Origin of the sequence: Flavobacterium sp. Sr18 (genome assembly GCF_011064265.1) — a bacterium.
Lineage (GTDB): Bacteria > Bacteroidota > Bacteroidia > Flavobacteriales > Flavobacteriaceae > Flavobacterium > Flavobacterium petrolei.
Genome location: NZ_CP049329.1, coordinates 3,135,969 through 3,159,617, shown reverse-complemented (window position 1 = coordinate 3,159,617; position 23,649 = coordinate 3,135,969). Strand labels below are relative to the sequence as shown.

At 33.5% G+C, this 23,649-nt stretch carries 13 protein-coding genes; 10 read left to right on the top strand and 3 right to left on the bottom strand.

Annotated features, from left to right (window positions below):
- Positions 1–65: 65 nt before the first annotated feature.
- Positions 66–2,429 carry a GAF domain-containing protein gene (locus G7A72_RS14065; RefSeq protein ID WP_165152906.1) on the top strand — a complete coding sequence of 788 codons (2,364 nt, stop codon included), beginning with the start codon at positions 66–68 and terminating at the stop codon, positions 2,427–2,429.
- A gap of 2 nt (positions 2,430–2,431) precedes the next feature.
- On the opposite strand, the gene G7A72_RS14060 is transcribed toward G7A72_RS14065, so the two are convergent.
- A complete protein-coding gene (locus tag G7A72_RS14060; RefSeq protein WP_165152905.1) occupies positions 2,432–3,610 on the bottom strand; it encodes a Pycsar system effector family protein in 1,179 nt (392 codons plus the stop codon).
- A 25-nt stretch (positions 3,611–3,635) separates the two neighbouring features.
- On the opposite strand from G7A72_RS14060, the gene G7A72_RS14055 reads away from it, so the two are divergent.
- A complete protein-coding gene (locus tag G7A72_RS14055; RefSeq protein WP_165152904.1) occupies positions 3,636–7,370 on the top strand; it encodes a metallophosphoesterase in 3,735 nt (1,244 codons plus the stop codon).
- Here G7A72_RS14055 and G7A72_RS14050 read toward each other — a convergent pair.
- Both G7A72_RS14050 and G7A72_RS14045 read right to left on the bottom strand, forming a co-directional pair.
- Positions 7,353–8,228 (bottom strand): SdiA-regulated domain-containing protein, encoded by an 876-nt coding sequence (locus tag G7A72_RS14050; RefSeq protein ID WP_165152903.1) that lies wholly within the window; start codon positions 8,226–8,228, stop codon positions 7,353–7,355. The two genes, G7A72_RS14055 and G7A72_RS14050, sit on opposite strands and share 18 nt — an antisense overlap.
- A gap of 64 nt (positions 8,229–8,292) precedes the next feature.
- Entirely contained in the window at positions 8,293–9,357 is a 1,065-nt protein-coding gene (locus tag G7A72_RS14045; RefSeq protein ID WP_165152902.1) for a hypothetical protein, read from the bottom strand.
- Positions 9,358–9,850: 493 nt separating this feature from the next.
- Here G7A72_RS14045 and G7A72_RS14040 point away from each other — a divergent pair, with 493 nt between their 5' ends.
- The 8 genes from G7A72_RS14040 (at position 9,851) to G7A72_RS14005 (ending at position 23,550) form a co-directional block, all read left to right on the top strand.
- Positions 9,851–10,006 carry a hypothetical protein gene (locus tag G7A72_RS14040; RefSeq protein ID WP_165152901.1) on the top strand — a complete coding sequence of 52 codons (156 nt, stop codon included), beginning with the start codon at positions 9,851–9,853 and terminating at the stop codon, positions 10,004–10,006.
- Positions 9,985–11,616, top strand: coding sequence for a PAS domain-containing sensor histidine kinase (locus G7A72_RS14035; protein WP_165152900.1), 1,632 nt, complete (start codon positions 9,985–9,987; stop codon positions 11,614–11,616). The genes G7A72_RS14040 and G7A72_RS14035 overlap by 22 nt, the downstream gene beginning before the upstream one ends.
- Positions 11,606–12,007 (top strand): response regulator, encoded by a 402-nt coding sequence (locus G7A72_RS14030; RefSeq protein WP_165152899.1) that lies wholly within the window; start codon positions 11,606–11,608, stop codon positions 12,005–12,007. The genes G7A72_RS14035 and G7A72_RS14030 overlap by 11 nt, the downstream gene beginning before the upstream one ends.
- 66 nt (positions 12,008–12,073) lie before the next feature.
- Positions 12,074–12,970 (top strand): ABC transporter ATP-binding protein, encoded by an 897-nt coding sequence (locus tag G7A72_RS14025; RefSeq protein ID WP_165153770.1) that lies wholly within the window; start codon positions 12,074–12,076, stop codon positions 12,968–12,970.
- Between the two features lie 51 nt (positions 12,971–13,021).
- Positions 13,022–13,858: an ABC transporter permease gene (locus tag G7A72_RS14020; protein WP_165152898.1), complete on the top strand. Its 837-nt coding sequence runs from the start codon at positions 13,022–13,024 to the stop codon at positions 13,856–13,858.
- Between the two features lie 15 nt (positions 13,859–13,873).
- On the top strand, positions 13,874–16,198 hold the full coding sequence (locus tag G7A72_RS14015) for a T9SS type B sorting domain-containing protein (RefSeq protein ID WP_165152897.1): 2,325 nt from the start codon (positions 13,874–13,876) through the stop codon (positions 16,196–16,198).
- A 24-nt stretch (positions 16,199–16,222) separates the two neighbouring features.
- Positions 16,223–20,683 (top strand): T9SS type B sorting domain-containing protein, encoded by a 4,461-nt coding sequence (locus tag G7A72_RS14010; protein WP_165152896.1) that lies wholly within the window; start codon positions 16,223–16,225, stop codon positions 20,681–20,683.
- An 80-nt stretch (positions 20,684–20,763) separates the two neighbouring features.
- Positions 20,764–23,550, top strand: coding sequence for a T9SS type B sorting domain-containing protein (locus G7A72_RS14005; RefSeq protein ID WP_165152895.1), 2,787 nt, complete (start codon positions 20,764–20,766; stop codon positions 23,548–23,550).
- The last annotated feature ends 99 nt before the right edge of the window (positions 23,551–23,649 follow it).

The following is a 23,649-nucleotide window of genomic DNA, read 5'->3' as shown; positions in this document are numbered from 1 at the left end:
ACGCAAAAATCAACCATTGAAATTTGGTTTATTTGTAAATTTACGACACCAAAAGCCAACAGAAAATGACGCCTAATTTTTTCAAAGAAAGTCCGTTCAAAACGTTGATTTCGTTTCATAAGCTCATAGAATCCTTGGAGGAAATTGCGATTACCAATGTAGATTATCGGGCGAATTATGCCAAAGCATTACTTAAAGAAATTGAGCCTTTTCCTGAATTTATAACAGGGATAGAAAATTTGGATTTGATTCACGAAAACGAAACTTTAATCCAATATTTACTGGCTGATTTATTCCCAACGGCTTTAACAAACAATGAAATTAAGGCAGTTACGATTCCATTTCAGAATTTTACTTTTAATTACACAGAACGCTTCAAAAAAATTGTAAATGAAGCAGGTGTATTATTTGACATGGCGATTCGGGACTTTGATGAACATCAATTTTACGTGATGAGCTGCACGCTGATTTTGAATGAATTTTATGGTCAGAAAATTGATTTCAACAAACCTTTATTTTACGATATTCCAAACAAAAAAGGAATTATGAATCAGTACCGTATTTTGTACAATGCTGATTTTTTAGAAATAATTACCACTGATAAAGCACCAAAATTATCGCAAGACGACATCGATATGTTAATGGATAATTATGACGACCTTGCTTTATGGAAAGAGAAATTTCCGGTTGAGAGCTGGATTCTAAAAGGTTTTGGAATTGCAATTCTCTTTGATGCAACCACCGAAAGTTCTATTTCCAAGTTAAAAAGTAATTTACTGAAACCGGAAAGAGAACAAATAGCGCTACAGGAAAATTTCGAATCTATTTTTCGTTCCATTTTTAAAATAGCCGATTTAAGAGTTGGCGTAATTGTATACAATGCAGAGGAGGATAAATTTGTAAAACCAACGTTGAATGACACTAGTCTGACTAGTTTTATCCTGTCTACCGAAGAAGAAGTACCCTGCAAAAATGCATTGTTGGGTTGTTCATTTGAAAATTTATTGGAAAACAACAAAGCCATATCGGTTTCTAATGTTGAAAAATTTGCTCACGAACCCGGAAACCAAATATTTGGTAGTCATTTATTAAACCAGAACATTCACAGTTGTATTTTTGCGCCCATTATAAAAAACGGAATGCTTTTAGGAGTAGTTGAGCTTGTTTCGGCCAGTCCAAGAGAGCTAAACAGCATTAATGCCAGCAAATTAGACTTGATTTTACCTTATTTGATTGACACGGTGGAACGATACAACACGGATATGCAAAACCAAATTGAGGCAATAATTCAAAGAGAATATACGGCAATTCACCCCAGTGTATATTGGAAATTTCGTAAAGAGGCACAGAAATATTTTCAAACGCAGACCAGAGATTACATTTTTAAAGAAATTGTTTTCAAAGAAGTTTATCCTTTGTACGGACAAATTGACATTAAAGGTTCTTCAAATCACCGAAACGAAACCGTAAAGGAGGATTTAAAAAACCAGTTGAATGCGCTTATTCAAATCTTTGATAATCAAAAAACAAAGACGAATTTAGTTTTATTAGAACAACGAAAATTCGAACTGCAATCGCTACTAAAACAACTAGATTCGCCTTTGAAAGCAGATACGGAGCAACAAATTCAGCTTTATATTGAAAATGAAATCCATCCCATTTTAAGAAATACTAAGACGGATCCTGCCGGAGAAACTTTAGAAAAAAATTATTTTGAGAGTCTGGATGAAAAATCAGGAATGTTTTACCATTCCAGAAAGAAATTCGACAATGCCATGTCGATTATCAATAAAAAATTAGCGTCTATTCTTGATAAAAAACAAGCCGAAGCTCAGAATATTTATCCTCATTATTACGAGCGTTTCAAAACGGATGGCGTAGAACACAATCTTTACATTGGATCTTCCATTGCGCCATCAAAAGCTTTTGACACCATGTACCTTCATAATTTAAGGTTGTGGCAGTTGCAAACCTTATGTGAAATGGAATTAGAACACCACCAATTGAAATATTCCTTACCGTATGAACTCGATGTAACTTCATTGATTTTAGTTTTTAGTTCGCCCATTTCAATCCGATTCAGAATGGACGAAAAACGTTTTGATGTGGATGGGACGTACAATGCCCGCTATGAAGTGGTAAAAAAACGCATTGACAAAGCCAATATCAAAGGAACCAAAGAACGGATTACCGAGAAAGAAAAAATCACAATTGTTTATTCGCACAATAACGAAGAAACCGAATATTTGAATTACATCAAGTTTTTACAATTCAAAAATGTTTTGGAACCTACCGTTGAACAATTTGAAGTGGAGGAATTACAAGGAGTTTCAGGACTTAGAGCCATTCGTGTAAAAGTCAGCAATAAAAATTCCGATGAAACTCAAAAAAGCTTTTCATACCAAGATTTGTTGGATGAATTAAATTAAGCTTACACCATTTTGAAAGCAATTACAAAAGCAATTACGGATAAAACAATTCCTATCATAAAAAAATTATAAGCAATTCGTAACAAACGGTATTTTTTTTCGAGAACCACTCCTAAAAAATACAAATCTTTGATCATTGAATTATACAGGTATTCCTTGTCTTTCATCATCTCATTCATAGCCCATTGGTATTCTGCCAAATCCATTTTATAAAAATTTCCAAAAAAAAGTAAATTCACTTTTTTGTCTTCGATATCTTGACGCGTAAAAATCCCCTTAGTCACTTTTGGTCGTGTTGAAAGTATTGCAAAAACAATAGTAATCACACTGGACATCAGCATGATAAAAGTAGGAATCATAAGGTGCGCATTCCTTGGGCTGTCTAATTTTGGGATCAAAGTAGAAAGCGCAATAGAAATTATAATAGCATTTACAGAAAGTAAAATGTTAGCTTTACTATCAGCAATACCGCTTAAACTGGTATGATTGTTCAACGTTACCCGAAACAAAGTATCAATAGCACGATCAGGCTTTTCCTCCTTTTCGCGTTTTTTTAATTCCTTGTCTAATTCTTTATTGGTATTCAATTCCATTTTGTTTCTTTTTTTCTGCAATCTTTTTATATTTTTCGCCTTTAATGCTTGCCAATTTTCCAGAGCAAAATTAGTATAATATTGATGTTTATTCGATAAAAAATCTATGTTTTCAGCGACCCAATCGGCATCAGAATATGTTTTTTGGTTTAAATTCTCCCATTCAATTCGCAACGCATTACAGCTTGTTGCATATTCCTCAGTGGAAAGATGGTAGTAATCCGCATCTTTAATTATTTTTTCAGAAGCCGTTTTTGGCAAATATCCATACGTTGTAGAACGAATTAAATCAGCCACTTTCGCTTTATAATCAGCTGATTGTTTATATTCCGTTAAGAAGTTTGTCGCTATTGCAGCGCTACTTTCTTCATGATTGCAGCAACCGTTGATGTATCCTGTATCATGAAACCATGCAGCAACGAGCAAAATTTCTTTATCAGATGACACTATATTTTGAGAATCAGAGAGCTTATTAACAGCGGAAACTACATCAGTTGTATGCTTTAGATTATGATACGTATATAAGGAAGAAAGTTTATCTTTGAACAATTTTTCAACAAAGTCTTTGGCCTGTTCTACTAGATTCATGGACATATTTTTATACTACTAAATTATGAAATTATTTTCTGATAATTGTTTTATTACTTTTAATAAAGCAGGTTTTATATTATTCTTATCGGGATTAATGATACAATCATGTGCAACGCATCACGCACAATTTGGACAAAACATCAAAAAGCCAGTTACTCTGAACGCAATAGACAGTTCAAAAATTGCGCATACATTTTATTTAATTGGCGATGCCGGAAATACCAATGAAACAACCGCAAAACAAACACTGGCAGATCTGGAAAATAGATTAAAAAAAGCAACAGAAAACACGACTCTTTTATTTCTTGGAGACAATATTTATCCAAAAGGATTGCCTAATACTGAACTTACGAACGAACGCATTATTGCCGAAAGTAAACTGACAAATCAACTAAAATTATCTAAAAATTTCAAAGGCCAAACTATTTTCATTCCCGGAAATCATGATTGGTACAGCGGCATAAAAGGATTAGAACGTCAGGCTAAATTTGTAACCGAATACCTCAACGATAAAAAGTCATTCCTTCCCAGAAAAAGCTGTGGTATTGATGATTTAGAAATAAATAAAAATCTGGTTTTAATTACTATTGACAGCCAATGGTTTCTGGAAGATTGGGATAATAGTCCCACTATAAACGATGATTGCACAATAAAAACCCGGGAAGCTTTTTTTGTCGAGTTTGAAAATCTTCTGATTAAAAACCAAGAAAAGACGGTGGTTTTAGCTTTGCATCATCCATTAATGAGTAATGGATCTCATGGAGGACAATTTTCAGTAGAGAAACAACTTTTTCCATTGGAACAAAAAATTCCTCTTCCGGTTTTAGGTTCTGTTGCTAATTTTTTACGAAAAACCTCCGGCGTAAGTCCGCAAGATATTCAAAACAAACAATACACCCTTTTTATTAAAAGAGTAAAAACACTATTGCAAAATCAAGATAATGTTATTGTAGTTTCAGGTCATGACCACAATTTGCAATACATTGAAAAAGACAATATCAAACAAATTATCAGTGGCGCGGGTTCCAAATCAGAAGCTGCAAGAGCAATTTTCCCCAATGATTTTTCGTATGGTCGAAATGGATACGCAACGTTAGCCGTTTTTGAAAATGGAGCTGCAAAAGTTTCTTTTTTTGGTAAGGAAGATAACAAAGAAAAACTTATTTACGAACAATTGGTCTTGGATGAAAAAGATGATTATAACACCCAAATTTTTCCCGCTACATTTCCAAAAACGACTACTTCAAGCATTTACACGAACAAACAAACTAAGAAATCAGGATTTTACAGATTCTTCTTTGGGAACCATTACCGAAAATATTACAGCCTGCCAATAGCAGCAGCGATAACTACTATTGACACCCTTTTTGGCGGACTGCAACCCAAACGTTCCGGTGGTGGACACCAGTCAAATTCATTACAACTCACAGATAAAAACGGCAAAGAATATGTGATGCGTGCAATGAAAAAAAGCACCACACGTTTCCTGCAAGCAGTGGCATTCAAAAACCAATTTATTCAAGACGAATTTGAGAACACGTATGCTGACGATTTGTTATCTGATTTTTATACAACCGCGCATCCTTACACTCCTTTTGCTGTAGGGAATTTAGCTGCAAAAATTGGTGTGGCGCATACTAACCCGAAACTGTATTATATTCCAAAACACAAAGCGTTGAAAAATTTCAATGCTAATTTTGGTGACGAATTGTACCTTGTTGAAGAACGACCAACGGACAGCCAGATAAACGTAAAAAGTTTTGGCGATCCTCTAGCCATTATCAGTACAGAAGATGTAATGAAGAACCTTCACAAAGACGAAAAATATTCTGTTGATGAAAGTGCCTACATCAGAGCAAGATTGTTTGACATGCTCATAGGAGATTGGGATAGACATGAAGATCAATGGCGCTGGGGCGAATATCAGGAAGGAAAGAAAATTATTTACAAGCCAATTCCGCGTGACCGAGATCAAGCATTTACAAAGTATGATGGTGCTTTGCTGTTTGTTTTAATGAAAAACGTGGCATTGCGTCACATGAAACCTTTTAAGGAGAAAATGTCAAATGTCAAATTGATGAACCGTGAACCATACCCGTTAGATCTTGCCTTTATAAAAAGTGCCGATGAAAATGAATGGATTAAACAAGCTAAATACATTCAGGAAAACCTTTCAGATGCGGATATTGATGGTGCTTTTACAAATTTACCAAATGAAGTTCAAGACGAGACAATCAAAGACATAAAGCGTAAACTCAAACTGAGAAGAAATGAATTGCATCAATCTGCTTCAACATATTATTCAGTATTACAGCACACCATCTTAATTGTTGGGACAGATAAAAAAGATAAATTCATAATTCAGAACAAAGAAAAAAACAAACTTGAAATACAAGTGTATCGTTTAAAAAATGGGACAGACGAATTGCAATACACTAAAAATTTCACCGCTAAAAAAACAAAGAAAATATGGATTTATGGGTTAGATGATGATGATATTTTTGAAGTAAATGGAACATCAAATTCGGGAATAAAAATTCGATTAATTGGAGGACAAAACGAAGATTCTTATACCGTAGAAAACGGACAAAAAATAAAAATTCATGATTTTAAATCAAAAGACAATACGTATAATCTCGATTCTAAAAGTACAATTTTGTTATCTGATGACTATGAAACGAGTTTGTACGATTATAAAAAACCAAAATATAATTTCTTTTCAGCACTTCCAAATATTGGTTTTAATCCTGATGACGGTATCAAATTAGGAATTGTCAGTGGTTACCTTGTCAACGATTTTAAACAAAATCCATACACTCAGAAACACAGCTTGAAAGCCAATTATTTCTTTGCCACAAAAGGGTATGAACTGATTTACAATGCTAATTTTCCAAAATTATTTGGCAAATGGAATTTAGATTTTGAAAGTCGATTTACCAGTCCAAATTTCACTATCAATTATTTTGGTTACGGAAATGAGACGGTGAATGAGGATGATACTTTTGGAATGGATTTCAATCGCGTTCGAATCAAAATGTTGAAAGTGATGCCTTCCATAAAAAGAGTAGGCAAATACGGCAGTGCCATCCAGTTTCAAACCAGTTTTGAAAGAATCACTGTAGAAGAAACCATGAACCGATTTGTTGACATTTCGGGAGATATAAGTCCCGCTGTTTTTGATGACCAACAATTTGCCGGAGCAACCTTAAAATACAGTTATGAAAATTATGATGTTCCCTCCTTTCCAACCATGGGAATGGGATTTTCTATTGCTGGGACATGGAAAATGAATTTGGACGACACCAAACGAAATTTCCCTGCCATAGAAAGTAAACTTAATTTTAACCATAAAATTGATGCTAACGGAAAATTAGTTTTGGCCACCATCCTGAGGGGAAAAATGGTATTGAATGATAATTTTGATTTTTTCCAAGGTGCGAATTTAGGTGGTGACTACGATTTGAGAGGATTTAGAAACGAACGTTTTTTAGGAAACCAATCTTTTTATCAAAGTAGCGATATACGCTGGAATTTAGGCAAAATAAAAAGAAGTATTATCCCAATGTCTTTCGGAGTTTTAGGAGGTTTTGATTACGGGAGAGTTTGGTTAAAAGGCGAAAATTCAGAGAAATGGCACCAATCTTTTGGCGGTGGATTGTGGCTTAACGGTCTGAATGCATTGACGGCACGTCTAACTTATTTTAAAAGTGCAGGTGAAGAAGCGCGAATAGCTTTTGGTTTAGGATTTGGATTTTAACATTTTTATGGAAACATCATAAACGTTTCCTCCCAGACTTTTAGTTCTCTCATCGGCAATGAACAAGCGATCATTGTCGGTGAAACAAGCCGCTTCTTTTTGGGAAAAATGATGTAATTCTAATATTGTTTTTGTGCCCTTTAGAAAATTATCCCCTTGAAAATTTTCAAATAAAAAGAGTTTATCATGAGTTAGAACTGCAACTTTAGTCTCGTCAGGGCTAATCGTTGCACTTGTAATAGCGCAAGAATTATACGCGTCACATGTTTTGAATTTCCCCACTAAAACCGCTTGCTGAAAACCGGGTGTATTTGGAATTTTATACAAAAAGGCGGTTCCATCAAATCCTTTACTTCGGTTTTTAGTAAAGAGATAGAAATTATTTTTAAATTCAAAAAAACCTTCTACATCATAAAACATTTCGGATTTTTTAGGGGGAAAATCTTTTTGTTCGGGATAAGCAAAAGAGACTTTGTAAACCGGATTTGTACCTTTAGAAGTTAAAGCGTTTTTATCGATTTTATAAATGCTTAAATCCTGTCTTTCATTATCATTATTACCAAAATCACCAATATATAAATTCCCTTGCTGATCTTTTGTAATATCCTCCCAATCGATATTCTCTGTATTTTCGATGGTAATTGTTCTCTCAATTTTACCATAAGAATCTAATCCATAAATGGCATTTGGATTCCCACGGTCTTCCAAAGTCCAAAGTAAATCCGTTTCAGGACTGTATATTATTCCTGAAACTTCTTTTAATTTATTTGGCAACGCATAGAGAGTTGTCAAGGATTTCGATTCTTGCTGACAAGCAAACAGAATAAAAACAACGACAAAAGAGCAATATTTTTTCATGGTATGAAAACGATAATTAATAGTAAATTTTGATGCTGAAATGATTACTAAATACAATAACGAATTAAATTCTATTCTTGAACACCTTATTTCCTTTGAAATTTCGAGTGATAAATTCGAATGCTGCAGCCATGATATTTCCCATCGATTTTGCCTTTTTAAAATTCAAATCATTGGTATAACGATACAACTCCATTTGCAATTGTTTCAAATGAGATTCAGGCGCAAGTTCATCCTCACCCATAATTTCTAACAACCTGTTTATTCTATTTTCGGCAGAAAGTATTCTTTTGGCCAGCACAGATCTTTCTTCATCTTTATATTGTTCGATAGAACTGTTTTGAAGTTTGTCTTTGACCAATTTTACCATTGGGTAATTTTCTTTAAAAAACTGCGGGCGATAGACTTTGAAATTCCCCTCGTAACACTGCTGGTCAAAATCGATGGCACGTATTTTATAAACGACGTGATCAAAATCATGCGTGGGAACAATCACATAATTATAAGAACGCATATCTCCTAATAATCGAATCATGCAGCGTTCATTGAACTTTACAAATTCTTTGGCTATTTGTGATTTCTCGGTCTCCGTACAATCTGCCAGTAAGGTTTTGATAAACACATCACCGGGAATTCCCATAATATGCTCTTCTATCAAAGTGTCTTTATAGACTAAAAAATTTATTTTATCAGGCGAAAGAATATGTTCCAGTTCTAAGCCATACACTCGGGATGCATCGGCTTTCTTGATGTAAAAATGAGTGTAATTGTCATTAAGAATATTTCTTACTTTTATTCGGAATGGTTTCGAATTTCCAAAAGTGCAATAATCAATAGAATCCACATTCAAGAATTTGATAATCCCCAAATTTCCATCCGAGTGCAATAGCGAATAGATTTTTTTTAGATTCAAATCAATTTCTTCTCTTTCAAATTCATTGTAATACACTCTAATCCATAAAGTATCCTGTTCGTTTTTATCGTAAACCGTTACAGATCCTGAAAAGCGTAATAAATCATCGTAAAAAATAGAAACTTTAGATATTCGATCAAAACGCTCTAAATACTCCAAAAGGGAATTATTTATAGGATAAGATGGTTTTTTAAAAAGCATTATTGGCTCACTCATTGGAAAAAATTTGATACAAAATTACAATAAATAAACCTGCTGAATGGGAATAGTTTCTAATTATATACGCGTTTTGAATTGAATGATTTTGAAGAGAAAACAGGTCAAAAATTTAAAAAAAGAAGGTACATTACTCATAGAAATTAGTTTATAATCCGAAAAAACTTACATGAAGAGTATCCTTTCAAATTTTCATCATTTAAAAGCTAGAAATAACATTAAATCTTATAGAAAAATATGCTGAACAATTTATTTCAAAATTGTAAAAAAAATACGAACATATTTTTTTGTTAAATCTATAGTAAGTTATTTATAAATTATAGTTCCAACTTGGTAAAAAAGCCTTTTTATGTTAAAAAAAAAAAAACACCGAGGATATTAGCTTTATATTTGGAAACCCCCAATGCCTTAAAATATTTAAAACCTACTAATGACAGAAAAACTTGAACTCTATTTCAAGGCTGCGCAATAAGCTAAGATTGGTATTTGGAAAATGAATTTAGAAACCAATTACATTTTCTGGGATATGGTTACAAAACGTATTCTGGAAGTTTCCGATGATTTTGAGCCTGTTTACGGTAGTGGAATAAGTTTTACACTGCTGGTACAAATAGAGAGCGAATTACAATGCTTATTGATAAAGCAATAAACGAAGGCATTTCATTTGAAGAAAAATTTGAAATAACGACGGCAAAAAACAATATTAAATATGTAGAATGCATTTGTCAAGTAGAATTTGTTGATGGAAAACCTTGCAATTTATTGGGTACTTTTCAAGATATCACAAATGAGCAAAATTTAATTAATGAGCTTCAATTTAATGTAGAAAAATTTTCGTCTATATTTTCAAGTGCTAATGACGCTATTTTCATCATTGACACTTCTAATGGGGTTATTACCGATTGCAATCCGAGATCCGAAGAACTCACCGGATATCAAATTTCTGAATTAAAAGGCTTACACAATTCCAGACTTTTTCCAGAGGAACACAGAAAAGAGGTTCGATATTTTCTTAAATATAATTTAGACAGGAATCAATATACTGTAAATGAAACGTATATCGAAACTAAATTTGGAAAATCAATTCCTGTCGAAATAGCATCCGGAAAGAAATTTCAGATGGGTGACATCACGTATTTAGTATGCTATATCAGAGATACCAGTGAAAGAAAAAATGTTGAAAATAAATTGAATATGCTTTCTCTCGCTGCCTCCGAAACTACAGATACAATTGTAATTGCTGATCCAAAAGGAGTTGCTGTGTGGGCAAACAAAGCTTATCTGGATCTGACGGGTTTAGAAATAGAAGAAGTCATCGGACAAAGACCAGGTTATTTATCCAAAGGTCCTGAAACGGATGAACAAGCTACTTTATTGATGAAAAAAGCAATCAAAAATAAAGAAAGTATAAAAATCACGATACTCAATTATACTAAAAAGAAAGAAAAATACTGGTTTGAGTTGAATATCACAACAGTGTTTGACAGTGAGAATAACTTCATCAATTTCATAGGTGTAGGCCGAAATGTTACTTCAAGAATTGAAAAAGAGTTAGAACTAAAAAAACTCCTAGAAGTAACAAGCAGTCAAAATAATAAATTATACAATTTCACACACATTGTTTCGCATAATATCCGTTCACATACCAGCAACCTTTCTATGGTTGTTGATGTGATTGAAAATACAGATGATGTTCACGAGAAACTTTCGTATTTTGACCTGTTCAAAGAAGGAACCGAAAAACTAGCGGAAAGTATTGAATATTTAAACGAAATTATAACCATTCAACAAAAAACAAATATTGAAAAGAAAGGAATTCGTTTAAAGCAAGAAATCGAAAAAACAAAAAAGTCATTACGTTTAGCGATAAAAGAAAGCAAAATACAAATCACTGACACCATTCCTGATGATTTGATTGTAACTGCAATTCCCGCTTACTTAGACAGTATTTTACTAAATTTGTTTACGAATGCCATAAAATACAAATCACCAAGACGAAATGCTACCTTAACAATAGGATTTGAAATTATTGAAAATTATATCGTAATAAATTTTAGAGACAATGGTCTAGGATTAAATTTAGAAAAAAACGGTCATAAACTTTTTGGAATGTATAAAACGTTCCATGGTAATGAAGACGCAAAAGGGATTGGTTTATTTATAACCAAAAACCAACTGGAAGCAATGGATGGCAAAATTGAAGTAGAAAGTGAAGAAGGTCAGGGTTCAAATTTTAAAATTTATCTAAATGAAAAATAAATTGACATATATCATTGATGATGATAAATTAACCGTAAAACTAATGAGTATTCTTATTTCTAAAAATGATTTTTGTGAGGAAATACAATCCTTTTATAACGCACAACATGCGATTGATAAATTAAAACAAAATGCGCTTGAAGACGGGTTTTTACCCGATGCTATTCTGCTGGATCTGAATATGCCATTCATGGACGGATGGCAGTTTTTAGATGAATTTATTTTATTATCCCTAAAAAAAGAAATCTCTATTTTCATCATGACTTCTTCTATAGATCCTGCAGATATTGAGATGGCAAAAAAATATAGCGTCGTTAAACAATATATTATGAAACCCATAACAGCCGAAAAATTAAATGCGCTTTGCATCTTAATTGGAGAAATAAACTAATTCCGATTAAATAGTAACAAATTCCTTTCTTGTTCGTCCTATATAAAAATGTAAAAGATGAACCCATTGGAAACGATACTTTCTATCAAAAATCTCAGCAAACGTTATGGCGCACTTCAAGCACTAAAAAACGTTTCTTTCGATATTCATAAAGGCAATGTGTATGGAATTTTAGGGCCCAATGGGAGCGGAAAGTCAACAACTTTAGGTATTGCTCTAAATGTGGTCAATAAAACTTCTGGAGAATACAGCTGGTTTGGCGGTACAATGGAAACCCATGAAGCCCTAAAAAAAGTAGGGGCAATCATAGAAAGACCTAACTTTTATCCCTACATGACCGCTAAGGAAAACTTGGAACTGGTTTGCAAAATCAAAGGAATAAACTATGCTAAAGTCAACGAAAAATTGGAATTAGTAGGTTTAACAGATCGTCAAAACAGCAAATTCAGTACTTTTTCTTTAGGAATGAAACAACGTTTAGCCATAGCCTCTGCCCTACTTAATGATCCTGAAATTTTAATTCTCGACGAACCCACAAATGGTTTAGATCCTCAGGGAATTCATCAAATAAGAGATATTATAAAACAAATTGCAGCCAAAGGAACTACAATCTTACTGGCTTCTCATTTATTGGACGAAGTAGAAAAAGTGTGTACCCATGTTTTGGTTTTAAGAAAAGGCGAGATTTTATACACCGGATTAGTAGATGGAATGTCTGCAAACGAAGGTTTCTTTGAAATACATGCTGATGACATTGACAATTTAATAGTAGTGGTACAAACACATCCTGCCGTAAAAAAGGTTGTGAATGAAGAAGGAAAGGTTTTAGTTTATTTAAAAGATGATTTAGACGCAAAAGAATTAAATCGATTTCTTTTTGAAAAAAATATTGTATTAAATCACTTGGTTAAGCGAAAAAATAGCTTGGAAGAACAATTTTTAGAATTGACAAAAAATCGATAGCAATGGTTTTACTAATCGCACCCTTTTTATAACATAAATCACAATTTCATAATGAAACGACTTCTCTCAATAGAACTTCAAAAAATCTGGAAAAACAAAGCAAGCCGAGTTTTGACTTTGACTTATTTTATACTTTTAACTTTTATAGCTCTTATCGCCTCAATAAAATTTGACTTAGGTATTTTCAAATTTCATCTGGCAGAAATGGGAATATTCAATTTCCCTTTTATTTGGCATTTCAATACTTATATTGCGGCCGTTTTAAAATTGTTTTTAGCAATTGTAATCGTTTCCATGATGGCAAACGAATACAGTTATGGAACGCTGAAACAAAATTTAATTGATGGAATGAGCAAGAAGGAATTTATTCAATCTAAGTTTTTAACCGTCATTTTATTTGCAACAGTATCTACCGTTTTTATTTTTATAATGTCGCTTCTTTTAGGATTAAGCTTTTCTTCCTACACGGAAATTAGCATTGTATTCTCGGATTTAGAATACCTGCTGGCATACTTCATCAAATTGGTTGGATTTTTCTCTTTCTGTTTATTTTTAGGAATATTGGTCAAACGTTCAGCATTTGCATTGGGATTTCTGTTGGTTTGGAATATTATCGAAGGGATTATCAAGGGAGTTTTGACTTTCAAAATTTTCCCTGAAAGTAAAACAGCAGCCTCAATTATGCAGTTTTTCCCTTTAGAATCAATGTCAAATTTAATTGTCGAGCCCTTTTCCCGATTATCCGTGGTAAAAAACTTGGGAACACAAATTGGCTTAGATAATATTAAAAAATATGATGTAGAATTATCATCCATTATTATTGTTTTGTGCTGGACCGTGATTTTCATTTTCCTTTCCTACCGGTTATTAAAGAACAGAGATTTGTAGTATCTTTATGTTTCTATGACTGGTGTAAAAACAATATTATTTTATTTTTTCATTTGTTGCATTTCTATTAATGCAAAGGCGCAATCTATTTTAGTAAATGACACGTATACGGCTAGCCAACTTGTAGAAAATATTTTAGTAAATAGTTCCTGTGCTACCATCATAAACCCAACAGCAACTGGGGATAATTATTCTGGAAGTCAAAAAAGTTATGCTTATTTTAATGCTGCTGCCAGTACTTTTCCGTTCAAAGAAGGAGTAGTTTTAAGCACATGGACCAGTCAAAATTCTGTAGGTCCATTTGTAACAAACAGAGGTGGCGGCGACTCGCGTTGGGCTGGTGATTCTGATTTAGAACAAGCGTTAAATTTAAATCAAACATTTAATGCGACAGTTCTTGAATTTGATTTTGTGCCGTTGACTAATTTTATCAGCTTCAATTATATCTTTGCATCCAATGAATATCAATTGTATTTCCCTTGTCTGTATTCAGATGGATTTGCTTTTTTAATTAAAGAAAAAGGTAGTAATGAAGCCTATAAAAATATAGCAGTAATACCCAACACTGCGATTCCGGTCTCCTCAACAAATGTGCATCCCCAAATTTCTTCATACAATACTGCCAGCGGACTCATAGCAGGATGTCCTCCAGCCAATGAAAACTATTTTGGCGGATATAATGGTAGTACCAGCCCAATAAATTACAGCGCCCAAACCGTGGTTTTGAATGCTCAAAGTACTGTTATTGCAGGCAGGACATATCAAATCAAATTAGTCATTGCAGATGATGAAAATGAAGATTATGACTCAGCTGTATTTCTTGAAGCAGGTAGTTTTTTGCCAAAAATCGACTTAGGACCAGATCGACTACTGACAACGAATACTGCCATTTGCTTTGGCGCAAGCTTTACAATCGATCCTAAATTGCCATCAAATTACACGTACCGATGGTACAAAAATAATGTGCTTTTACCAGAAAACACACCAACTTATAACGTTACCAGCCCCGGAATTTATAAAGTAGAAGTGTTGCTTTCCTCCAGTTGTATCGCTACTGAAGAAATAAAAATCGAATATATTCCAGAAATCGATTTAAAGGACACTACCCTTTCACAATGTGACGATGATACGGATGGAATTACCATTTTTGATTTGACTAAAGTAGATGCCATTGTAAAAAATAATATTCCAAATCTAAGTGCGGTGGTTTATTACAATTCTTTGGCTGATGCCAAAGCAAAATTGAATCCAATTACTAATGCCACTTCTTTCACAAATACTGGCACAAATCAATCCGTATTTGCAAGAGTGACCAATACATTGGGATGCGAAAGTTTTGCAACAGTACAACTAATTGTTTCTACTATTGTAATAGCTCCACAAAATCCTATTGCAACTTGTGATGCCGATGGCTCCGAAGATGGATTGGCTCAATTTGACTTGAATTCCCAAGTCACGCCTCAAGTTTTAGCAGGATTACCACTAGGATTAGTAGTTAAATATTATTTGAATACCAATGATGCTGTTGTCGAACAAAATGAGTTACCGACTCTTTTTAAAAATACGATTCCAAATCAACAAACGATTTTTGCTAAAATTTTAAACGGTCCTGATTGCTATTCAATTACAGTCATTACTCTTGAAGTAAACTCTTTTGACCCGCCTAATTTTCAAGATGAATCTTTAATACTATGTGAAGGTACCACAATCAACTTAACTGTTAATACTGGTTTCTCGAGCTATTTATGGAGTACACAAGCTACAACAAACAGCATAACAATTGATTCTCCTGGAACATATTTTGTTACCGTAACGAATAAAAATGGCTGTCAAAAAACAAAAAAATTCATTGTTTCTCTTTCCGGAATTGCAACAATTACCGGAGTAAAAGTAAATGATTTTGCCAGAAATGAAAATTCAATTACAATTGAATATACCGGAATTGGTGCCTATGAATTTTCAATTGACGGTGATTTTTTTCAGGATAATTCAACTTTTGAAGGCGTTGCTCCCGGCGAATATTTACTCTTCGCCAGAGATAAAAATGGTTGTGGTTTATCGCTTCCTTTTACAACTTATATTTTAGATTATCCACGTTATTTTACACCAAATAATGATGGATATAATGATCTTTGGAAAATTAAAAATTTAGAGACACTCCCAAAATCAACATTGTACATATTTGACCGTTACGGAAAGCTGCTGAAACAATTAACGGTTTCATCGAATGGTTGGAACGGAACTTTCAATGGTTCGGCGTTACCTGCTGATGATTATTGGTTTCATTTAAATTTGGAAAATGGCAGAACAATAAAAGGTCATTTTTCATTAAAAAGATAATGTAAAATTTGCTATTTTTAGCAAATGAAAAAAACTCTACTATTCCTTTTTATTCTTTTTTCTATAAGTTGTTTCTCGCAGTTTAGCAAAACACATTATATCCCGCCATTGACCTGTTCTAACAATTTAGCAGGTGATCAGTATTTATATATTTCTACACCCAGCACCAACAATGTAAATTTCAAAATTATAGCAAGTGGAGGCAACACCATAACAGGTGTAGTGACAAATACTAATCCCTATATTTACTTTATAGGACAAGGACAAAATACGCAACTATTCACTCCAAAAACAAATATTGGCATTGTAACAAATAAAGGATTTATAGTAGAAGCTGAAGACTTAATTTATGTAAGTATTCGTGTTAATGCTGGATTTTCAGCTCAAAATAACTCATACAATCATGCGGGAGGATTGGTATCAAAAGGGAACAGTGCTTTAGGGAAAGAATTTAGATTGGGAGCAATGTTAAATCCTCTGTACGATCCGAGTCTGTTGAATTTTGCTTCAATACTATCAACAGAAAACAATACTAAAGTCACTATTTCAAACATTCCAATTGGATCTGTACTATCTGACGGAACCATTGTCAATGGACCTCTAATTGTCACATTAGGTAAAAATGAAAGTTATGTTTTAGCATTGGAAAATTACAACACAACTGTTTCTAATAGCTCTAAAATGATTGGCGCTTTAGTAGAATCTGATAAACCCGTGGTTGTCAATTCAGGTTCTTTTGGAGGAAGCAACAGTTCGTTTCTTAACGCGCAAGGAAATATACCCGGTAGAGATGTAGGTTTTGACCAAATTGTTCCGACAGAAAAAACGGGAAAAGAATATATTTTTGTCAAAGGATTAGGAAGTGATGATTTAGAACAGGTTTTATTGATTGCAAATGTTGATAATACTAAAATTTTCATCAACGGATCAACAACTCCTCTTGCTCCTATTAATAGCGGACAATATACTGTAATCGATGGAAGCCAATTTATTGATGGAAACTTATATGTTTCTACCACCGAAAACGTATCTGCTTACCAAAGTATTGGAGGTGATTTTTCTCCTGCTAACCAAAATTTATTTTTTGTACCGCCATTAAATTGTGCAACACCAAATATTGTAGACAACATACCAGCCATTCAATCAATAGGAAGTACCTTTTATAATGGAGGATTAAACATTGTAACTGAGACAGGTGCTACGGTAACAATAAATAATAATCCTATCAATACAACTGCTGTTCCTGTTATAGGAAATACCAATTATGTAAGATATTCCCTTTTTAATTTGACTGGAAATATTGCTGTAAAATCCACGAGACAAGTGTACGTATCTTACTTTGGAACAAATGGAGCTGCAACTTATGGTGGCTATTATTCCGGATTTGATACTAAACCAGAAATTGTTACTGATAAAATTACTGTATCTAATTTAGCTTGCATCCCAAATATTGTACTCAAAATAAGCACGTTATCCTCTTACGATACGTTTCAGTGGTATTTTAATGACCAAATAATTGTTGGTGCAAATTCAAATTCATACACGCCCATAACACCTGGATACTACCAAGTGAAAGGAAGTATTGTGGGTTGTCCAACTACAGTTCCTATTTTCTCAGACAAAATTCCGGTAAGCGACTGCCCATTAGATTCAGATAAGGACGGAACAAATAATAACATTGATATCGACTTAGACAATGATGGAATAATTAATAATCGAGAAGCTAATATTTCGCTATTCAATCAGTCAAATCCCACTGTAAGCTCAGATTACAATGGAGCTACATCAGTAAGCGGAACGATTACTGGTAAACCATTCTACGGATTCGTATCGGAAGTACCGGCTGGAATTACAAATTTCGCAACTTACACATTAAATTTTACCAAAACAGAAAGTATTAGCATTAATTATATAGCACAGGATAATCCAAACCAAATTACTGATATTTCTGAATATTTAAATGCAGAAGGCGATTTTATAATAAAAGTGCCGACAGATAAAACCATTACTTTGACAGATCCGCAAAATCAATTACTAGTGGATACTAACTATGATGGAATTTACGAAAGTGGTGTAACTGAATTTTCTTCCTTTGAAATCCGATTCCGATTAAAAAGCACTACGCCACTACTACCTGGTTTAGGAAGTTTTCAATTTTCATCTTATCTTACTAATTCAATATCATTCAGTCATATTAATCTTTCTGAAACCACCGCAAACAAAGCTATATTCATGATTAGCCATACAGAAACATTTGATTCGGATTCTGATGGATTTCCCGATTTATTAGATATTGATAGTGACAATGATGGTATTCCAGATACCATTGAGGCGCAAGGAAAAGGATTTAAAGTTTTTTCAGGAATAGACGGAAACAAAAATGGTTTAGACAATGCTTTCGAACCGGGAATAATTCCTATTGATACCGATGGTGATTTAATTGCAGATCATCTTGATTTAGACAGTGACAATGATGGTATTTACGATTTAGTTGAATCAGGTCATAATGCTGTCGATTCCAATCAAGATGGAATGATTGACGGCGGTTCTATTCTTTTTGGAGCGAACGGACTTTTAGACGTCCTTGAAACAGCTGCGGATAATGGCAAAATCAATTATACTATTTCTGATACCGATTCAGATGAAACGTCTAATTATATCGATTTGGATAGCGATAATGATGTTTGTTTTGATGTTACAGAAGCCGGTTTTACAGATGATGATACTAATGGAATATTAGGCAGCAACCCGACAACCGTGAATCAAAAAGGCAAAGTTACCAGCGGCATAGGCTACTCGACCCCAAATAACAATTATATAATTGCCGCACCAATAGTAATCACCTCTCAACCGGTTACAAATCCTACCTGTGAGTTAGAAAACACAACAATTACTGTTGCTGACAATGGCGGGAATACCTATCAATGGCAGTTATCAACTGATGGAACAATCTGGAATGACATCTTGAATACTGTAAACTATCAAAATACCACTACTAATACATTAGGATTGATAAATATTACTAATGCAATGAACGGTTACAAATACAGAGTAAAATTAGAAAAAACAGGAAATTCATGTGGCTTGATTTCTAATGAAACTACTTTGACAATTTATACTTTACCAGTCGTAAATAGGGTCACCATTGTACAATGTGACGATGATACAGATGGATTTTCAGCTTTTAATCTAACTGTAAAAAATGATGCGATTTCTACTAATTCAGCGTCAGAAACATTTACGTATTACACTTCACTTGCTGCTGCTGAAAATGAAGATTCCACGGATTTAATTTCCAATCCTTTAGCATTTAGAAATTCCATTGCCGGAAGTATGACCGTTTGGACGCGGGTTACAAATTCAAATGGCTGCTATAACATCGCTGCAATTGATTTGACTGTATCTACTACACAAATTCCAGCTTCATTCAGCAGAACTTTCAGTAATTGCGATGATTTAGGTTTGAGTAATGATGATACAGATGGTATTGCTACTTTTGATTTTAGTAGCGTGACTTCAGAAATCATAGCCATTCTTCCACCCTCCGCAACACCTTATTCCATTCGATATTACAAAAATGAACAAGATGCTTTATCTGAAAATGATGCAATAAAAAATACTTCAAACTATAGAAATGAAGGCTATCCAAATCAGCAAAAAATATGGGTTCGCGTCGAAAGTACGGCTGACAATGCCTGTTATGGTTTGAGTCCAAGAGTTACATTAACAGTAAATCCAAAACCAAATATTAATACGAATGAAGATTTAGAGGAAAATGAATTAGTTTGCTCTAATCTTCCCACTTTTTTTGTAACATTAGACGCAGGTCTTAAAGACGGTTCACCAACTTCTGATTATACTTATATCTGGACCAAAGAGAATGCTGTTTTAGAGACTGAAATTGGACCAACAATGGAGGTAAATCAAGAAGGTAATTATACTGTAGAAGTAATTTCGCTTGACGGCTGTAGCAGAATTAGAACCATAAAAGTAACAGCTTCCGATATTGCAAAAATTACGAATATTGCGATCACCGATTTATCGGATGTAAACTCCTTAACTATAAATGTTAGTGGACAAGGACAATGCGAATACAGTCTTGATGCTCCTTCCGGACCTTTTCAAGATTCTAATTTCTTTGACAATATAACCGCTGGAATTCATCAAATATACATTAATGACAAAAATGGTTGTGGAACGGTGAGCCAAACTATAGCCGTCATTGGAATCCCTAAATTTTTTACTCCAAATGGAGACGGCCAAAATGATTATTGGAATGTAAAAGGAGTAAACGCAAATTTTAATGCTAATTCTACCATCTTTATTTATGACCGTTACGGCAAGTTGCTAAAACAAATTACAGCCTTCAGTCAAGGTTGGGACGGGACTTTTACAGGACAGCCTTTACCGTCTGATGATTATTGGTTCGCTATAAAATTAGAGGACGGAAGAGAGGCTAAAGGCCATTTTAGTTTGAAAAGATAAACAACCAAAATATTAAACTTCAAATATTATTATTTCTTTTATACATTGATATTCACTACATTTGATTCTTTAAATAAGATATGAAAACCCTTATTCTTTTAGTATTTTCTTTATTTTTTTTTACAATTCCTGCATTTTCACAAAAAGAAGCAGCTATATGGTATTTTGGGAATTATGCGGGGCTTGATTTCAATTCGGGAAGCCCGGTTGCTTTAACTAATGGTCAGCTAAATACTGCTGAAGGTTGCACCACAATTTCTGATAAAAATGGCACTTTACTTTTTTATACGGATGGTTCAATTGTATATGACAAATCACACCAAGTAATGCCAAACGGTTACGGCTTATTAGGCCATAACTCAAGTACGCAGTCTGCTATAATAGTTCCACATCCAAGTAATAAAAATTTATATTATATATTTACAGTAGACCAGCCTAATCCAAAAAACGTTGACGATAACCCCTTAAATAATGAGGATCCACCAAACAATGGATTAAATTATTCTTTAGTTGATTTGAGGTTGAATAACGGACTAGGTGATATCTCTATCAAAGAAAAGAACATTCATCTAATCACTTATAATCCTGGGGATATTGAAGATGTGAAATTTAAATGTTCCGAAAAAATTACCGCAGTTCAACATGATGATGGAATTTCATTTTGGGTGGTAACCCATTTTAAAAACACTTTTTATTCTTTTAAAATTAGCACATCAGGTGTTAACAAAAAACCGATTCAAACAACTTCTTCTTTGAACGTTCCAACTGGCGGTTATATTTCTAATGCAATAGGATATTTAAAAACATCTCCAAATGGAAAAAAAATTGCAATGGCCAATTCTTCTTTGAAAGCCACAGATGAATTAGGTCCAAAAAACAATGTCATTAGAAATACAGGTAATGTATGGTTATTTGATTTTGATGCAAGTACTGGAAAAGTAAGTAATGGATTTTCTGTTCTCAATGGGGTTAATCCTTATGGTGTAGAATTTTCGGCGAAATCAAAAAAATTATATATAACTACAAATATATTTAATAATGATGATGTTTCCTTTGGAAGTTTGCTAATTCAATTTGATCTTAAAAGCGCTAATATTATAGGTTCAAAAACCACCATCAACTCTTCCACAAACGTTGCAGGTGCTTTGCAACTAGCACTTGACGAAAAAATATATCGTTCTGGATATCCTACTGGAAATGATAGTAGCGATAAGCTATCTGTTATAAACAACCCTGAATTAGATGGCTCAAATTGTAATTATTTACAAAATGAAATTGACTTAGGAGGAAAAAAAGCAAAATTAGGTTTACCCCCATTTATCACTTCTCTATTTTTATATGCTTTTAGTTATGAATTTAATTGTTTAGGTGATGCAACTCATTTTTACAATAACTCACTTGAAAAAATTGACAGTGTGCTTTGGGATTTTGGAGATGGATTTACTTCTAATGCTATTGATGCCTATCATACATACGCACATACCGGTGATTATAAAGTAACTTTAATAAAAACTGTAAATGGTGAAGAAAGAGACCCTCATGAAAAAATAATAACTATTTATGACGTTCCGAAAATACTTTCTACACCATATAAATTAATACAATGTGACACACAAGATAGTGTTCCTACAGATGGTTTAGCTATGTTTAATTTGTCTTTGGCTAATGAGCCAATTAGTTTAGGCGATGAGGATTTTGAAGTTCATTATTACCATAGCATTGCTGATGCTGAAAATGATATAACGAATATCCAATCTATTCCCGTAAATTACAGAAGCAGTATTCCAGATGAGCTTATATACGCAAAAGTTTCGCAACCAAATTCAAGTTGCTACAGCGTAGGAACTATAATTTTACATGCTAATAAAAACATCCTATTATTACCCGAAACTTTTTATGGATGTGACCTTGGTGATGGAAAAGCATCATTTGATTTAGAACAAAAAAAGGATTTAATAACAACGGAGTTGAATTTACCTTCTGATATACGACTGTCTTTTTATTTAAGTGAAGAGGAGGCTTTTATGGGCATAAATGAACTTATAGATCCGTTTGTTTCAGTTTCTAAAACAGTATTCCTTAAAGCGGAAAATGCTGAAGGCTGTTATGGAACAGGAAATTTTGAAATTATAGTCGAACCAACTCCTACAATTAATATTTTAGAAAATATAATTTTATGTGAAGGACTTGAAAATCCTTCCATATTATTAAATTCAGGGATTTTATCTCCTGACAAAACAAGTGATTTTACATATTTATGGTCAACAGGTGAAAAAACTCCAACAATATCAATAAACAAGGAAGGTGAATACGAAGTAACTGTAATGAACAATTCTGGCTGTACAGCTAAGCGAAAATGCATAGTTACCATGTCTTATTTGCCTAAAATAAACAATATAATTGTACACGATTTAGAACAAACAAATCATGTCATAGTAAATGTAAATAATCCAAACGACTATAGATATCTGATTCATTTTCAAAATGGAGCAGAAACTTCTTTTCAAAGTTCTACCATTTTTGAAAATCTACCCGGAGGCTTTCATGAATTAATAGCGGAGAGTATTGATGGGTGTGGTCAAACAACAAAAAGTTTTGTAATATTAAATGCTCCCAAATACTTTACTCCTAATGGTGACTCTTACAATGATTATTGGAATCTAAAAGGAATAAATAGCAATATCTATGAAAAAGCTATTATCTATATTTTTGACCGATATGGAAAATTATTGAAACAATTGTCTCCTTCAGGCCTAGGATGGGATGGGACGTATATTGGAAAATTAATGCCCGTAGACGATTATTGGTTCACCATAAAATTAGATGATGGAAGAGAGGCTAAAGGCCATTTTAGTTTGAAAAGATAGTTAAGCTTTAGGGCATGCCACCATAAAAGGAAAGGGCTACTCATTGCAACAATGAGTAGCCCTTTCCTTTTATGATGTCGGGCTATCCACGCTACTTCG

Bases quoted from the DNA above. Each gene is read 5' to 3' on its own strand.
- G7A72_RS14065 (WP_165152906.1), top strand. From the start codon at position 66: ATGACGCCTAATTTTTTCAAAGAAAGTCCGTTCAAAACGTTGATTTCG.
- G7A72_RS14060 (WP_165152905.1), bottom strand. From the start codon at position 3,610: ATGAATCTAGTAGAACAGGCCAAAGACTTTGTTGAAAAATTGTTCAAA.
- G7A72_RS14055 (WP_165152904.1), top strand. From the start codon at position 3,636: ATGAAATTATTTTCTGATAATTGTTTTATTACTTTTAATAAAGCAGGT.
- G7A72_RS14050 (WP_165152903.1), bottom strand. From the start codon at position 8,228: ATGAAAAAATATTGCTCTTTTGTCGTTGTTTTTATTCTGTTTGCTTGT.
- G7A72_RS14045 (WP_165152902.1), bottom strand. From the start codon at position 9,357: ATGAGTGAGCCAATAATGCTTTTTAAAAAACCATCTTATCCTATAAAT.
- G7A72_RS14040 (WP_165152901.1), top strand. From the start codon at position 9,851: ATGAATTTAGAAACCAATTACATTTTCTGGGATATGGTTACAAAACGT.
- G7A72_RS14035 (WP_165152900.1), top strand. From the start codon at position 9,985: ATGCTTATTGATAAAGCAATAAACGAAGGCATTTCATTTGAAGAAAAA.
- G7A72_RS14030 (WP_165152899.1), top strand. From the start codon at position 11,606: ATGAAAAATAAATTGACATATATCATTGATGATGATAAATTAACCGTA.
- G7A72_RS14020 (WP_165152898.1), top strand. From the start codon at position 13,022: ATGAAACGACTTCTCTCAATAGAACTTCAAAAAATCTGGAAAAACAAA.
- G7A72_RS14015 (WP_165152897.1), top strand. From the start codon at position 13,874: ATGACTGGTGTAAAAACAATATTATTTTATTTTTTCATTTGTTGCATT.
- G7A72_RS14010 (WP_165152896.1), top strand. From the start codon at position 16,223: ATGAAAAAAACTCTACTATTCCTTTTTATTCTTTTTTCTATAAGTTGT.
- G7A72_RS14005 (WP_165152895.1), top strand. From the start codon at position 20,764: ATGAAAACCCTTATTCTTTTAGTATTTTCTTTATTTTTTTTTACAATT.